Below are 15192 nucleotides of genomic sequence, written 5' to 3'. Positions count from 1 at the left end.
GGCGGCGCCGTCCAACACGGCAGCCGATACTCAATCGAACGGGAAGGAGTCGCCCCGATCATGGCCGACCAGCAGGACTACAAGGTAGCGGACATCAAGCTTGCGGAGTGGGGTCGCAAGGAGATCGAGATCGCGCAGACGGAGATGCCGGGTTTGATGGCGCTGCGCGAGGAGTACGGGGCGTCGAAGCCGCTGCAGGGGGCGCGGATTGCGGGCTGCCTGCACATGACGGTGCAGACGGCGGTGTTGATCGAGACGCTGACGGCGTTGGGCGCGGAAGTGCGCTGGTCGTCGTGCAACATCTTCTCGACCCAGGACCAGGCGGCGGCGGCGGTGGCCGCGGCCGGGGTGCCGGTGTTCGCCTGGAAGGGGATGGACGAGGACAGCTTCTGGTGGGCGATCGAGCAGACGATCGTGGGTCCGGACGGCTGGCGTCCGAACATGATCCTGGACGACGGCGGCGACCTGACCGCGATGATGCACGAGAAGTTCCCGGAGCTGCTGAAGGAGCAGGTCAAGGGGCTGTCGGAGGAGACCACGACGGGCGTGGCACGCCTGTACCAGATGGCGCGCAAGGGCGAGCTGCTGTGCCCGGCGATCAACGTCAACGACAGCGTGACCAAGAGTAAGTTCGACAACATCTACGGCTGCCGTGAGAGCCTGGTCGACGGCATCCGCCGGGGCACCGACGTGATGATGGCCGGCAAGCGGGCGCTGGTGGCCGGCTTCGGCGACGTCGGCAAGGGCTCGGCGCAGAGCCTGCGCAATGCCGGCTGCCGGGTGATGGTGACCGAGGTTGACCCGATCTGCGCGCTGCAGGCGGCGATGGAAGGCTACGAGGTGACGACGATGGAGGAGGCGGCGCCGCTGGCCGACATCTTCGTCACCGCGACGGGCAACGTCGACGTGATCACGGTCGACCACATGCGGGCGATGAAGGACCGGGCGATCGTCTGCAACATCGGCCACTTCGACAACGAGATCCAGATCGACGGGCTGAAGAACTTCAAGTGGGACAACATCAAGCCGCAGGTCGACGAGGTCGAGTTCCCGGACGGCAAGCGGCTGATCGTGCTGTCGGAGGGCCGCCTGGTGAACCTGGGTAACGCCACCGGCCACCCGAGTTTCGTGATGTCGGCGAGCTTCACCAACCAGGTGATGGCGCAGATGGAGCTTTGGCACAACGCCAAGGACTACAAGCACGACGTCTACGTGCTGCCCAAGCACCTGGACGAGAAGGTCGCCTCGCTGCACCTGTCCAAGATCGGCGTCAAGCTGGAGCAGATGACCGAGCAGCAGGCCGAGTACCTCGGCGTGCCCAAGACCGGTCCCTTCAAGCCCGACCACTACCGCTACTAGACGTCGACACCCACGTCGGGGCCGGTTGGATGATCACGGTCCAGCCGGCCCTAGCCGCCTCATCGTCAGAACTCGCCAGTCGTGGGGCCTTTTTCGCTATCCAGCCCCCCTTGTACCTATCCCTGGCCGGCGTCACACTCGCCACGGGAAACGCGGGGGCCTCGTTTTGACGGAAACTGGGGGACGCGCCCGGAACGGCCAAGTCCGAGCGCCACAGATAAACAACCGCAGGTACGCTTTGACCAGTATCAGTCAACCGGTCGTTCGACGTTCGCGATGACCGGAATTTGGGTTGCCATCACGCTGGGCTTACTGACCGTGATTGCGGTCGCGCTGGTGGCAATCGGCTACCGACTGCGCTGGCAGGCCGAGGAACAGCGTCGCGCGCGCATCGAGGCGGACCGCAACGCGCTCAGTGCGCTGGTGGCGAATGCCCCAAACGGCTTCTACGCCTTCGACGGACCACGCGCAGGCCTTTCCGCCAGCATGGCGAACCTGCTTGATATCAAGACGGCCGGTGCCGGCCTCGATACCGTGCTCGGGGCCTTGAGCGCCTCTGATGGCGAACGGCTGCACATGGCCGCCAAGGCCCTACGCGCCGACAGCACACCGTTTGTCCTGACCCTCACGACTGCCGACGGAAGCCGCACGCTGCGCGCCGAAGGCCGGGCACATACCCCCGGACCGGCGATCTGGTTTTCCGACGTCACCGACAGCGCGCACCGTGCCAGCGACGCCGCGGCCACCCGGGACCTGCTTGTCCAGATCCTGAATGCCGTGCCGATCCCGATCTGGCGACGCGGCAATGACCTCCGGCTGGTCGACTGCAACGATCCCTACGCCCGCGCGGTCGAGCGTCCGCGCAGCCAGGCGGTCGCGGAGAACGCCGAGCTGCTGGGCGATTCCCTGTCCGAGATCGGCCGGGCGCTCGCGGAACGCGCGCGTAGCAGCGGGCGAATGGAAAGCGAGCACCACCATGTCGTGGTCGCCGGCAAGCGTCGGCTGATGGAGCTGATCGAAGTGCCGCTGAGCGGCACGGACGGCACGGCCAACGGCCTGGTTGGGCTGGCGATCGACCGCACCGAGACGGAAGAGCTGCAGGACGAGCTGTCGCGCACGGTCTCCGCCCAGGCCGAAGTGTTGGAGACCCTATCGACCGCGATCGCGATCTACGGCTCTGACCTGCGAATCAAGTTCTACAATGGCGCCTATGCCGAACTGTGGGGCCTGGACGACGCCTTCCTGGATGGCGAGCCCCACCTGAACGACTTGCTGGAAGCCTTGCGCGAAAAGCGCCAGCTCCCGGAGCAGCCGAACTTCCCCGCTTTCAAGCGCGAGCAGGTGGAGGCGATGCGCTCGGTGGTGCAGACGGAAGAAGAGCTGCTGCATCGTCCCGACGGCACCACGCTGAAGTACACAATCTCCCCGCACCCGTTCGGCGGCGTGCTGACCATGCTGGAGGACGTCACCGACCGCCTGGCGCTCGAACGCGGCTTCAACACCCTGATCGACGTCCAGCGCGAGACGATCGAGAACCTGTACGAGGCGGTCGCCGTGTTCGGATCGGACGGCCGACTGGCTCTGTACAACAAGGCGTTTGTCCAGTTGTGGCACATGCCGATGGAGCAGCTGGGCGAACGTCCGCACGTGCGCGCCGTCGCCGAGGCCGCCCGGCCACAGTTCAACATCGCCGATGAAGACTGGCCGCAGGTCCTGGAAAAATTGGTCGGCCGGGCCACCGAGCCGGACAGCCAGACCGGCCGGATCGAACGCCCGGACGGCGCGGTGATCGACTGGGCGCAGGTGCCGCTGCCCGACGGACAGAGCCTGTTCACCTATCTCGACATCAGCGATTCGATCCGCGTCCAGCGCGCACTGCGCGAGCAGGCGGAAGCGCTGGAGACCGCCGACCGGCTGAAGTCCGAGTTCATCGCCAACATTTCCTACGAACTGCGCACGCCGCTCAACGCCATCGTCGGTTTCGCGGAGATATTGGAGAACCAGTACTTCGGCGAATTGAACGACCGACAGCACGACTACGCCGGGGCGATCGTCCAGTCTTCCCAGCGCCTGATCGGCCTCATCAACGACATCCTGGACCTCGCCTCGATCGAGGCGGGCTACCTGGAACTCGAAACCCAGGAGATCGACCCGCGCCAGCTGCTCGCCGACCTGCAGGCGATCGCCCGCGAGCGCGCACACAGCCGTGGCATCGAGCTGGCAATCGACTGTCCGGAGGGAATCGGCACGATTACAGGCGATCCACGCCGCCTCAAGCAGGCGCTGTTCAACCTGGTCTCCAACGCCTTCAACTTCACCCCCGACAAGGGCAAGGTCACGCTGCGCGCCGCGCGGGACGGCGAAACACTGGATCTATCGGTGATCGATACCGGTGTCGGCATTCCGCAGGAGGATCAGGCGAACGTCTTCCACAAGTTCGTTCGCGGCCAACCGCGCAAGACCGGTGCCGGGCTCGGCCTGTCGCTGGTGAAGAGCCTGATCGAACTGCACGGCGGTTGGGTGGAACTGACCAGCGCCCCAGATAGGGGCACCCGCGTTACCTGCCACCTCCCGGTGGCGGGGGTGGCTCAGATCACCGACGACTCCACCTCCGAATCCGCTCCGCCCCCGGGCTCGTCAACGAAGTAGAGCTGCCTACGCACCGAAGCCAGGCACGCCCTTGGTGGTGGAATGCTCCCAGTGCAGCGGCGTATCCGGGTTGAGACGGGCGTAGATCGCATGCGCGGCCAGCGCCGCTTCGGAAAAGCCGCTCAGGATCAGCTTCAGCTTGCCGGGATAGCTCGCAATATCGCCGATCGCGTAGATGCCGGGCGTTGAGGTCTCGCAGGCCGCAGGGTCCACCTTCAGGCTGCCGCGCTCCAAGTCCAAGCCCCATTCGGCGATCGGACCCAAATTCATCGACAGGCCGAAGAAAGGCAGCAGCGCGTCCGCTTCCAGCCGGCGGACCTCACCCTCCAGCGTGGCGACGTCGACACCGGACAGACGGCCAGCCTCGCCGCTCAGCCCGTGCAGCTGGTAAGGCACGACGAGTTCCACCGGGCTCGCCGGATCGTCGGCCAGCCGCCGCATCTCGCGCACGCTTTCCGGCGCGGCGCGGAACTTGTCCCGGCGGTGGACGACATAGATCTTCGCCGCGAGGTCCGACAACGACAGCGTCCAGTCCAGCGCGCTGTCGCCGCCGCCGGCGATCACCAGCCGTTTGTCGCGGAAATCCTCCCGCCGGCTGACAAGGTAATGCACCCCGGCTCCAGGGCCCTGGCCCTCATAGTCGTACAAACCGTCCAAGGGCGGCCGGTTCGGACCGAACGCGCCAACCCCTGCGGCGACGATCACCGCGCCGCAATCGATCTCCGTGCCCGCACTGGAGACTACGCGCCAGCGGCCCGCCTCGGTCGGCTGCACCGTTTCGACGCGTTGCTCCAAGTGATAGCCGGGCTGGAAGGGCGCCGCCTGCTCGGCCAGCCGTTCGATCAATTCGCCGGCCAGAATCTTGGGATAACCGGGGATGTCGTAGATCGGTTTCTCGGGATAAAGCGCCTGGCACTGCCCACCCAGGCCGGCGAGCGAATCCACCAGCTGGGCGCGCAGGCCAAGCATGCCAAGCTCGAACACCGCGAACAGGCCGACCGGCCCCGCGCCCACGATCACCACGTCCGTCTCGATCCGGCTGTCGCTCATCGTCTCTCGCGTCCAAGGCGTTTGTTGAGGCGCCACCGCCCCGCGTCCGGCTGCGCAAGATGGCGAGGCGGTTCCGGCTTGGCAAGGCGCACCGCCGACATAGCCACACAGGGTTCAGACACGCGAGGTACGCAGGTTGCCGGGCTGGCGACGGGGCGGTACAACCGGGCGCGTGATGGCCGAATCATCCGGTGCCGAAGCGCTTTCGATCCCCCTGCCACAGCCGGCCGACACCCAGGCGTTGGGCCGGCGGCTGGCCGGGATCGTACATCCTGGCGACCTGATCGCGTTGACCGGCGATCTGGGCGCGGGCAAGACCGCGCTCGCCCGTGCACTGATCGGTGCGCTCCGCGACCACCAGGGCACCGACGCTTCGGACGAAGAGGTGCCGAGCCCGACCTTCACGCTGGTGCAGACCTACGACCGCCAAAGCGCCGATGGCGCGCCGCTCACCGTCTGGCACTTCGACCTCTACCGGTTGGGCGACCCGGACGAGGTCGACGAACTGGGATGGGAAGAGGCCCTGGCCGAAGGACTGGTGCTGGTCGAGTGGCCGGACCGGCTGGGCGCGCGGCTGCCCAGCACGCGCCTGGACGCCACCCTGGTCTATGATCAGGCCGGCACCGGCCGGGTTGCGGTGTTGCAGGGCGGCGCGGGTTGGCAGGAGCGGATCGACACACTGGCCGACAGCGACGAGGCCCAGGGTCAGACGCGGGACGGCCGGACCGGCTGACCCGACCTTCGAACGCGGTAAGCAGGGGACCAGACGATGAGCGCGCGCGAGAAGGCGATCGCCGCCTTTCTTGACCACGCCGGTTGGGGCGCGGCCGAGCGGACGATGCTCGCCGGCGACGCGTCGTTCCGGCGCTACGAACGGCTGCACGCGGTGAACGGCACGCAGGCCGTGCTGATGGACGCACCGCCCCCGCAGGAGAACGTCACCGCCTTCCGCGATGTGGCCCAGTTGCTGCAGTCGCTTGGACTGTCCGCGCCCCGGGTCCTGGCAAGCGATCTGGACGCCGGTCTGCTGCTGCTGGAGGATTTCGGCGACCAGACGTTTAGCAAGCAGCTTGAGGGAACGACGCAGCAGGAGCCGCTGTATCGCTTGGCCACCGACACGCTGATTGATCTGCAGCGCGCCTGGCGCGAGGCCGGGCCGCATCTGGAGGCGCACCTGCCCCTCTACGACGACGCCCTGTTGATCGACCGGGAAGCCAACCTGCTGCTCGACTGGTACATGCCGGCCATCGGCCTGACACCGGACGCGAGCCAACGCGAAGCCTACCGCAACGCCTGGCAAGAAGCGTTGGCACGCGTGCACGCTCATCCGAACACCCTGGTGCTGCGCGATTTCTTCCCTGAGAATCTGATGCTCCTGGACGGCCGCGAAGGCACGGCCGCCTGCGGCTTGCTGGATTTCCAGGATGCGGTGATCGGCAGCCCGCTGTATGACCTTGCCTCCCTGCTGCAGGACGCCCGGCGCGACGTACCGCCGGAGATCGAGGAGAGCATGCTGCAGCGCTACCTCGCCGCCTTCCCGGAGCTGGATGCGCAGGATGCGCGCATCGCCTATACCGTGATCGCCGCGCAACGCCACGCCAAGGTGATCGGCATCTTCACCCGGCTCGCGCGGCGCGACGGCAAGAGCGGCTATCTTGCGCACATCCCACGGCTTTGGCGCCTCTTGAACCGGGCGCTGAGCGCGCCGGCGCTTGAGCCTGTATATGCCTGGTTCAACGTCAATCTGCCCCGGACCCAACGGGTGATCCCCCCGGAGACAGCCGAATGAGTGAGCCGACCTCCGCCGCGCCCCAGTCCACCGTCGACGCGACCGCAGCGCCGAAAACAGCGATGGTCCTGGCTGCGGGCTATGGCAAGCGCATGCGCCCGATCACCGACGAAACGCCCAAGCCGATGGTGGAGGTGATGGGGCGGCCGATGATCGATCGCACCCTCGACCGTCTGGCGGACGCGGGCGTCGAGCGGGTCGTGGTCAACAGCCACCATCTGGCGGACAAGCTCGAATCCCATCTCGCCGCGCGGTCCGGACCGCCAGCGATCGAGATCAGCCGCGAGGCGGACACGCCGCTCGACACCGGGGCGGGCGTGCTGAACGCGCTCGACAAGCTGGGCGAGGAGCACTTTTACGTGCTCAACGGCGATATCTTCTGGCTCGACGGCTGCGTGCCGGCGCTGATAAGACTGGCTCAGCACTGGGCCCCGGAGAAGATGGACGCGCTCGTGCTGCTGAGCGCAACGGCGGAAGCGATCGGCTACGCCGGGCCGGGCGACTTCCAGATGGACATCCAGGGTCGGGTGCGCCGCCGACAGGAGTTCGAGGTCGCCCCCTTCTGCTTCGCCGGGGTGCAGATCCTGCACCGCCGTCTGTTCGACTACGCTCCGGAGGGGAGCTTCTCGCTTAACCTACTGTTCGACCAGGCCGAGGGCAGCGAACGCCTGTTCGGCCTGCGCCACGATGGCCTGTGGTTCCACATCGGCACGCCCCACGACATCGAGACCGCCGAGGAGGTGCTGTACGACCTCGGCTTCCGCACCAACCGGCCCGAGGAGCGGGTGTCTTAGCGCCCATCATGCGCTTGCCTAGGTAATGCAAACGCATTACCATAAGCGGTTCAATCGCTGAGGACGGCAGCCATGGGCACCAAGGATTCAGTCACCTCCACGCTGACGGACCGCTATCAGACCACCGTTCCAGAGGCGGTACGGCGCGCCTTGAAGCTGTCGAAGCGCGACCAGATCGCCTACACGATCCGCCCGGACGGGAGCGTCGAGTTGCGCCGAGCCGACGCAGAAGCCGCCGACCCGGTCCTCGAAACGTTCCTAACATTCCTGGCGCGCGACATGCAGAATCACCCGGAGCGTCTGCAACAGATCGATACGGACCTCGCCGAACGGGTCAACGGTTTGGTCGGGAACATCGAAGTCGATCTGGACCAGCCGCTGCCGGCTGAGGAGGAATGAGCGAGGGGGCCGACAGACCGCTCGTCGTCAACGGTTGGCGGCTTTACGCCCATCCGCTGTTCCTGGACCAACTGGATGCGCTGATCGCCCAGGTCGACCGCCTGAAGACCAAGGACCCGACGGGCTATCGCGGCAAGAATGCAACCAAGCGCCTGGCGGCGATCAACAAGCTGGCGTTTCACGACATCCCAACAGACCCCGGGCATCCAGCCTATCGCCAGGGCCGAACCCTAGGCGATGACCGTAAGCACTGGTTCTGCACCAAGTTCTTCCAACAGTACCGCCTGTTCTTTCGCTATCATGCGGCGAGCCGGATCATTGTCTACGCCTGGGTGAACGACACCGGCAGCAAGCGCGCCTATGACAGCGGCGACGATGCCTACCGGGTGTTCGCGAAGATGCTGGATCGTGGCCACCCGCCTGAAGATTGGGACACACTGCTGACCGAAGCTGCGTCGGAGAGCGTCCGCTTCCGACAGATCGGCGACGAGGATGCCCCAGACACTCGTTAATGCGCGTGTCTGCTGATTGGAAAGAATAGCCTACCTGCATGGTTGCCCTCGCCCCATCCCCCACCGTCGCCACGATCCCGCCGGAGGTGTCGTTCGCCGACGCGCTGGCGCGCGGGCTCAAGGACCGGGCGGGGGACGATCCCCTCGCCCTGGCGTCGACCACCGTGCTACTGCCCACCCGCCGGGCCTGCCGGACGCTGCACGAGGCGTTCCTGCGCCTGTCCGATGGCGCGGCGCTGCTGCTGCCGCGGATGCTGCCGCTGGGCGATCTGGATGCCGACGAGCTGCTGATGGGTGGGGAGGACGCGCTCGCCGCGGCCGGGCTGGGCGACCCGTCGAAGCCGCTGCAACTGCCACCCACGATCTCCGGCGTGCGCCGGCAGTTCGTGCTGACGCAGTTGATCCAGAAGTTCGGCGAGGTGGCGCCCGGCGCCGGCGTGCCCACGGTCGATCAGGCCGCGCGCCTGGCCGAGGAACTCGGCCGGCTGCTCGACCAGGTGGAGACGGAAGGGCTGGAGTTCGCGCGCCTGAAGGAGCTGGCGCCGGAGCAGTACGCCGAACACTGGCAGATCACCCTCGACTTCCTGAAGATCGTCACCGACTGGTGGCCCGACTGGCTGGACCAGGAGGGCGCGATCGGCCCGGCGGAACGCCGGCGCCGGCTGATGCAGGCGCAGGCACGGGCCTGGGCCGACGACCCGCCCGACCGGCCAATCATCGCCGCCGGTTCCACCGGTTCGATCCCCGCAACCGCCGAACTCTTACGCACGATCGCCCACATCCCCAAGGGCGAGGTCGTACTGCCCGGCCTGGACCGGCGCGCAGACGCCGAGAGCTGGGCGGCGGTGACCGAGGACCCGACGCACCCGCAACACAACCTGGCCCGGCTGCTCGCCAGCTTCGGCATCGACCGCGATCAAGTGCGCGACTGGCCGGTCGACCGCCCCACACAGGCCGCGCCCCTGAGCCGCAACGCGGTGGTCAACGAAGCCCTGAAACCCGCGAGCACGACGCCTGAATGGCGCAACCTCGCCCTCGACGGTGGGGCGGAAGGTCTGCGCCAGGCGCTCGCCGACGTCCGGCTGGTCGCGGCGCCAGGCCCGGTCGAGGAGGCAACGTCGATCGCGCTGCTGCTGCGCCAGGCGTTGGAAGTGCCGGGCAAGACGGCCGCGCTGGTCACCCCCGACCGCGCGCTCGCCCGGCGCGTCGCGGCGGAACTGCGCCGCTTCGATCTGGCGATCGACGATTCCGCCGGCGTGCCGATGGCCGATACCGCGCCCGGCACCTTCCTGCGCCTGACCGCGCAGATGCTGGGGGAGAAGCTGGCGCCCGTACCGCTGCTCTCCGCGCTCAAGCATCCGTTGGCCGCAGGCGGCGAGGACCCGGGCGCGTTCAAGGCGCGGGTGCGCGAGCTGGAGGAACGGGTATTGCGCGGCGTGCGGCCGGCGGAAGGCTTCGACGGCCTGCGCGCGCAACTGGGCGACCAGCCGGTCGACCGGCGGCTCGCCCCCTGGCTGGACCGGCTGCAGGAGATGGCGGCCGACGCCTTGGCGGCGATGCGCGACAGTTCGGTCGACCTCGCCCAGGTGGTCGAGGCGCACATGCGCTTCGCCGAGACGCTGGCGGACAGCGACCAGGAACCGGGGGCCGCACGCCTGTGGGCCGGAGAGGCGGGCGAGAGCGCGGCCGATTTTGCCGCCGAGTTGGCCCGCCACGCCGACGCCGCACCCACGATCGATGGGCGGCGCTATCCGGCCCTTTTGGACGGACTGATGGCCGGGCAGGTGGTGCGGCCGCGCTACGGCGGGCATCCACGTCTGGCGATCCTGGGGCCGCTGGAAGCGCGCCTGCAGCGCGCCGACCTGACCATCCTGGGCGGCTTGAACGAAGGCACCTGGCCGGCCGAGACCGACCCTGGCCCCTGGATGTCCCGGCCGATGCGCGACGACTTCGGCCTACCGCCGGTGGAACGGCGGATCGGGCTTATGGCGCACGACTTCACCCAGGCGTTCGCCGCGCCGGAGGTCGTGCTCACCCGCGCCACCCGGATCGAGGGAACGCCGACCGTGCCCTCGCGCTGGCTACTGCGGCTGGAAGCATTGCAGGCGGCCTATGGGGTCAAGGGCCTGCTGACCCCCGATCCCCGCTGGGTGCAGTGGGCGAAGGCGCTGGACGATCCCGGGCCGCCCCGGCCCTGCATACCGCCCGCCCCGACCCCGCCGCGCGCGGCCCGGCCGGCCCGCCTGTCGGTGACGGCGGTCGAGACCTGGATGCGCGATCCCTACGACCTCTACGCCCGCTATGTCCTGCGGCTGCGGGCGCTGGAGCCGCTGGACCAGGACCCTGGCGCGGCGGAGCATGGCACGCTGATCCACGCGGTGCTGGAGGCGTTCGCGCGGGACGCGGATACGCACGGCCTGCCCGACGACGTGGCGGCTGGCCTACGCCGGATTGGCGTGCAGAAGTTCGACGAATTGAAAGTACGCCCGGGCATGCGCGCTTTCTGGTGGCCCCGCTTCGAGCGGATCGCCGACTGGCTGGCGGAACGCGAACGCACCCGCCGCGCCGATGGCCGGCGCGTGCTGGCGGAACGCAAGGGCGAGATCCCGGTCGAGGGCAAGCAGGCCAGCCTGACGCTGAGCGCCAAGGCCGACCGGATCGAGCTGCTGCCCGACGGCAGGCTGGCGGTAATCGACTATAAGACCGGTACGCCGCCCAGCGAGAAACAGGTCGCGCTCGGCTTCGCCCCGCAACTGCCGTTGGAGGCCGCGATCGCCGCGCATGGCGGCTTCCCGGATGTCGCGGCGGCCGGGGCGGGCGAACTGGCCTACTGGCGCCTGACCGGCGGACGGGAGGCCGGCCAGGAACTGACCCTGAAGAGAACCGATCCGGACGAGCTGGCGGCGGCGGCGCTGGATGGTCTCACCGCGCTGATCGACCGGTTCGCCGACCCCGACCAGCCGTACCACGCACGGCCGCGCCCCGGCTTCGCGCCGCGCTACACCGATTACGACCATCTGGCCCGTGTGCAGGAATGGTCCGCCGGCATCGGCGGGGAGGACTAGATGGCCCCCGACGACCGTCCGAAGACCACCTCGCCTGGATCGGGCGACCTGCTGGATCACGATCCCGTGGCCGCCAGCCAGCGCAAGATCGCGGAGGCGGCGGACAGCCAGCGCCGGGCCGCCGATCCCGAGGCCAGCGTCTGGGTCGCCGCCTCAGCCGGCACCGGCAAGACCAAGGTGCTGACCGATCGCGTGCTGTCGCTGATGCTGGCGGGCACGCCGCCGGCGAAGATCCTGTGCCTGACCTTCACCAAGGCCGCGGCGGCGGAAATGGCGAACCGCCTGTCCGACCGCTTGAGCGACTGGGCGACCGCGGCGGACGACGAGCTCGCCGGCTGGCTGGAAAACCTGACCGGTCAGGCGCCGGACGCTGCCACGATGCGCCGGGCGCGGCAGTTGTTCGCGCAGGTGCTGGACGCCCCCGGCGGCATGAAGGTCCAGACCATCCACGCCTTCTGCCAGCACCTGCTGGCGCGCTTCCCGCTGGAAGCGGGCGTGGCGCCACACGCCCAGGTGCTGGACGAGCGCAGCGCCCAGGAGATGCTGCGCGAATCGCGCGAGGAGGTTTTGGCGCGCGCCGGCGCTGGCGAGGACCCTGAACTCGCCGGCGCCCTGGCGGACGTCACCGCCCGGGTGAACGAGCAGGAATTCGCCGAGCTGATCCAGCACCTGATCGCCGAGCGCGGACGCCTGACCCGGCTGATCGATGCCGCCGGCGGGATCGATTCGCTGATCGCGCGGACCTACCGCGCCCTTGGCCTGGCGCGCGAAACGACGACGGACGACGTGCTGCAGGAGGCCTGCGCGCCCGAGGCGTTGGATGCCCTCGGCCTCAAGGTCGCCGAGGATGCGATGCGTCAGGGCACCAAGACCGAAGCGAAGAACGCGCAGACGCTGAAGGCCTTCCTGGACACCGACACGCCCGGGCGCGTGCGGCTGTGGGACAGCTATACCGCGCTGTTCTTCACCACGGCCGGCGACCTGCGCAAAAAGCTCCTGAACAAGGACGCCGCCGCCGTTCCGGGCGCGTTGGGGGCGATGGAAGTCGAGGCCGCGCGTCTCCAGGACGTGCGCGAACGCCTGAACGCCGCGACCACGGCGACCGCGACCGCCAGCCTGCTGCGCCTGGGCGCGGCGATCGTGCAGGCCTACGCCCGGCACAAGGCGCAACGGGCGCTGCTCGACTACGACGACCTGATCCTGACCGCGCGCAAACTGCTGCATGCGGAGGGCCGCGCGGCCTGGGTGCTGTACAAGCTGGACGGCGGTCTGGACCACGTGCTGATCGACGAAGCGCAGGACACCAACCCCGAGCAGTGGGACGTCGTGCAGGCGCTGACCCAGGAGTTCTTCGCCGGCGAAGGCGCGGCGGAAGCGCGGGACGCGCCGCAGCGCACCGTCTTCGCGGTCGGCGACGGCAAGCAGTCGATCTACTCCTTCCAGCGCGCCGAACCAGCCGCTTTCGCGCGCATGCGCAAGCACTTCGAGAGCCGCGCCCAGGCCGCCCGGCGGACCTTCCGTCCCGTGGCGCTCGGCCACTCCTTCCGCTCCACGGACGCCGTGCTGCAGGCGGTCGACACAGTGTTCCGCACGCCGGCGGCGCACGATGGCGTGCTGTTCGAGGGCGACGCACCGCTGCACCACGACCCCGTGCGCGTCGGCCACAGCGGCCGGGTCGAGCTGTGGCCGCCGGTTGATCCGTCGGACACGCAGGAGCCCGATCCCTGGGCCCCGCCGACCGAGCGCCACGGCGACGCGCCACCGCGCCAGCGCCTGGCCCGCCTGATCGCCGCGCGGATCGAACGCTGGACCCGGACGGACGATCCCGAAGGCTGGCTGCCGTCCAAGGGGCGGCAGATGCGCCCGGGCGACGTGCTGGTGCTGGTGCGCCGACGCAACGACTTCGTCGAGGAGCTGGTCCGCGAGCTCAAGCTGCGCAACGTGCCTGTCGCCGGTGTCGACCGCATGGTGCTGACCGAGCAGCTGGCGGTCCGGGACCTGGTCGCGCTCGGGCGCTTCCTGCTGCTGCCGGAGGACTCGCTGACACTCGCCTGCGTGCTCAAGGGCCCGTTGATCGGACTGAGCGAGGAGCGGCTGTTCGAACTCGCCTGGAATCGCGGCGAGGCCAGCCTGTGGGACGCCCTGCGCGACCGCACGGGCGAGAATGCGGATTTCGAGCGCGCCTATACCCGCCTTGCCGATTGGCTGGCGCGCGCGGACTACGTCCCGCCCTACGAGCTCTACGCCCAGCTGCTGGGCGCTGAAGGCGGCCGGCGCGACTTGGTCGCCCGGCTGGGGCCGGAGGCGAACGATCCGGTCGACGAGTTCCAGGCGCTCGCGCTCGCCTACGAGCGCGAACACGTGCCCTCGCTGCAGGGCTTCCTGCACTGGCTCGAGGCCGGCGAGCAGGAGGTCAAGCGCGACGCCGAGCACGGCGGCAACGCCGTGCGGGTGATGACGGTGCACGGCGCGAAGGGCTTGCAGGCGCCGGTCGTGTTCTTGCCGGACACGCTGCAGGTGCCGACCCAGGGCGCGAAGCTGCTGTGGGACGAGGGCCAGGGTCTGGCGCTCTGGCCGCCGCGGACCGCCGATCTGGAAGCGGTCGGCCGCGGCCTGCGCGAGGCGGCCGGGCACGCGCAAAGCCAGGAGTACCGCCGGCTGCTCTACGTCGCGATGACCCGGGCGGAGGACCGGCTCTACGTCTGCGGCTACAACACCAAGCGCAGCGCACCGCCGGGCTGCTGGTACGAGCTGGTCCAGCAAGGCTTGGCCGAGCTCGCCGAAGAACGGGCGTTCGACGCGACCCGCGACCTGCCGCACGACGGTTGGCAGGGCACCGCGCACGTCCTGGAAAGCCCGCAGCGGACCGAGACCAAGCCGGATACGGGCGACGCCGGTGCCGCGCCCGACGCTGGGCCCCTCCCCGATTGGGCGGTGGCGCCGCCCGCGCCGGAACCCGCACCGCCGCGCCCGCTTGCCCCGTCGCGCGCGCCCGAGTCGGAACCGCCGGTGCGCTCCCCGCTCGGCGGCGATTCGGGCGCGGCCTACCAGCGCGGCAGGCTGGTGCACCGCCTGCTGCAGACCTTGCCCGACCTGCCCGCCAGTGAGCGGCGCGAGGCCGGGCTGCGCTATCTGGATAGCCCCAGCCACCAGCTGGATGCGGCGCAGGCCGAAGCGATCCTGGAGGAGACGTTGCGAATCGTGGAGGCCCCGGAGTTCCAGCAGCTGTTCGGCCCCGCCAGCCGGCCGGAGGTGCCGGTGGTCGGCCTGCTCGACCGTGGCCTGGGACCGGAAGCGGCGAGCGGCCAGATCGACCGTCTGGCGATCACCGAGGAGACGGTCGTGATCGTTGACTACAAGACCAACCGCCCACCGCCGCAAACACCCGAGCAGGTGCCGCAGGTTTACCGCGACCAGTTGGCTACCTATCGCCGGCTGGTGCAGCGGATTTGGCCGGAACGACGAGTCGAAACCTGGCTGCTGTGGACAGACGGGCCGCACCTGATGCAGATCACCGATGCTTGAGCGCATAGCCATACCAGCTTGACCCGGCCGCCGACGCCTCCTACCTACGT

At 68.9% G+C, this 15192-nt stretch carries 10 protein-coding genes; 9 read left to right on the top strand and 1 reads right to left on the bottom strand.

All coding sequences use genetic code 11. The annotated features are described in order from the left end of the window. The first annotated feature begins 60 nt into the window (after positions 1 to 60). Complete coding sequence (gene ahcY / locus RHOSA_RS0103380; RefSeq protein WP_027287580.1) at positions 61 to 1359, top strand: adenosylhomocysteinase; 1299 nt, start codon at positions 61 to 63, stop codon at positions 1357 to 1359. 276 nt (positions 1360 to 1635) lie between these two features. After that, a complete protein-coding gene (locus tag RHOSA_RS20135; RefSeq protein ID WP_051431751.1) occupies positions 1636 to 4008 on the top strand; it encodes a sensor histidine kinase in 2373 nt (790 codons plus the stop codon). Positions 4009 to 4014: 6 nt separating this feature from the next. On the opposite strand, the gene RHOSA_RS0103370 is transcribed toward RHOSA_RS20135, so the two are convergent. After that, positions 4015 to 5058 carry an NAD(P)/FAD-dependent oxidoreductase gene (locus tag RHOSA_RS0103370; RefSeq protein ID WP_027287579.1) on the bottom strand — a complete coding sequence of 348 codons (1044 nt, stop codon included), beginning with the start codon at positions 5056 to 5058 and terminating at the stop codon, positions 4015 to 4017. Between the two features lie 175 nt (positions 5059 to 5233). Between RHOSA_RS0103370 and tsaE the strand changes: the two genes are divergently transcribed. The 7 genes from tsaE (at position 5234) to addA (ending at position 15142) form a co-directional block, all read left to right on the top strand. After that, complete coding sequence (gene tsaE, locus RHOSA_RS20130; RefSeq protein ID WP_051431750.1) at positions 5234 to 5791, top strand: tRNA (adenosine(37)-N6)-threonylcarbamoyltransferase complex ATPase subunit type 1 TsaE; 558 nt, start codon at positions 5234 to 5236, stop codon at positions 5789 to 5791. Between the two features lie 36 nt (positions 5792 to 5827). Continuing rightward, positions 5828 to 6847: an aminoglycoside phosphotransferase family protein gene (locus RHOSA_RS0103360; protein ID WP_037255632.1), complete on the top strand. Its 1020-nt coding sequence runs from the start codon at positions 5828 to 5830 to the stop codon at positions 6845 to 6847. After that, entirely contained in the window at positions 6844 to 7641 is a 798-nt protein-coding gene (locus RHOSA_RS20125; protein WP_081728421.1) for a nucleotidyltransferase family protein, read from the top strand. The genes RHOSA_RS0103360 and RHOSA_RS20125 overlap by 4 nt, the downstream gene beginning before the upstream one ends. A gap of 72 nt (positions 7642 to 7713) precedes the next feature. Beyond that, positions 7714 to 8040, top strand: a complete 327-nt coding sequence (locus RHOSA_RS0103350) for a type II toxin-antitoxin system PrlF family antitoxin (RefSeq protein ID WP_027287577.1) — start codon at positions 7714 to 7716, stop codon at positions 8038 to 8040. Further along, on the top strand, positions 8037 to 8552 hold the full coding sequence (locus tag RHOSA_RS0103345; RefSeq protein ID WP_027287576.1) for a type II toxin-antitoxin system YhaV family toxin: 516 nt from the start codon (positions 8037 to 8039) through the stop codon (positions 8550 to 8552). Before RHOSA_RS0103350 ends, RHOSA_RS0103345 begins: the two co-directional genes overlap by 4 nt. A gap of 38 nt (positions 8553 to 8590) precedes the next feature. After that, entirely contained in the window at positions 8591 to 11617 is a 3027-nt protein-coding gene (gene addB, locus RHOSA_RS0103340) for a double-strand break repair protein AddB (protein ID WP_027287575.1), read from the top strand. After that, on the top strand, positions 11618 to 15142 hold the full coding sequence (gene addA, locus RHOSA_RS0103335; RefSeq protein ID WP_081728420.1) for a double-strand break repair helicase AddA: 3525 nt from the start codon (positions 11618 to 11620) through the stop codon (positions 15140 to 15142). It begins immediately after the preceding gene. Positions 15143 to 15192: the final 50 nt, after the last annotated feature.

It is taken from the genome of Rhodovibrio salinarum DSM 9154 (assembly GCF_000515255.1).
In the GTDB taxonomy this organism is placed as follows: domain Bacteria; phylum Pseudomonadota; class Alphaproteobacteria; order Kiloniellales; family Rhodovibrionaceae; genus Rhodovibrio; species Rhodovibrio salinarum.
The sequence above is the reverse complement of the archived record's forward strand: the minus strand, read 5'-3'. Positions and strand labels throughout refer to the sequence as shown.

Excerpts from the sequence above, each read along its gene's own strand:
- ahcY (WP_027287580.1), top strand. The coding sequence starts at position 61 with ATGGCCGACCAGCAGGACTACAAGGTAGCGGACATCAAGCTTGCGGAG.
- RHOSA_RS20135 (WP_051431751.1), top strand. The coding sequence starts at position 1,636 with ATGACCGGAATTTGGGTTGCCATCACGCTGGGCTTACTGACCGTGATT.
- RHOSA_RS0103370 (WP_027287579.1), bottom strand. The coding sequence starts at position 5,058 with ATGAGCGACAGCCGGATCGAGACGGACGTGGTGATCGTGGGCGCGGGG.
- tsaE (WP_051431750.1), top strand. The coding sequence starts at position 5,234 with ATGGCCGAATCATCCGGTGCCGAAGCGCTTTCGATCCCCCTGCCACAG.
- RHOSA_RS0103360 (WP_037255632.1), top strand. The coding sequence starts at position 5,828 with ATGAGCGCGCGCGAGAAGGCGATCGCCGCCTTTCTTGACCACGCCGGT.
- RHOSA_RS20125 (WP_081728421.1), top strand. The coding sequence starts at position 6,844 with ATGAGTGAGCCGACCTCCGCCGCGCCCCAGTCCACCGTCGACGCGACC.
- RHOSA_RS0103350 (WP_027287577.1), top strand. The coding sequence starts at position 7,714 with ATGGGCACCAAGGATTCAGTCACCTCCACGCTGACGGACCGCTATCAG.
- RHOSA_RS0103345 (WP_027287576.1), top strand. The coding sequence starts at position 8,037 with ATGAGCGAGGGGGCCGACAGACCGCTCGTCGTCAACGGTTGGCGGCTT.
- addB (WP_027287575.1), top strand. The coding sequence starts at position 8,591 with ATGGTTGCCCTCGCCCCATCCCCCACCGTCGCCACGATCCCGCCGGAG.
- addA (WP_081728420.1), top strand. The coding sequence starts at position 11,618 with ATGGCCCCCGACGACCGTCCGAAGACCACCTCGCCTGGATCGGGCGAC.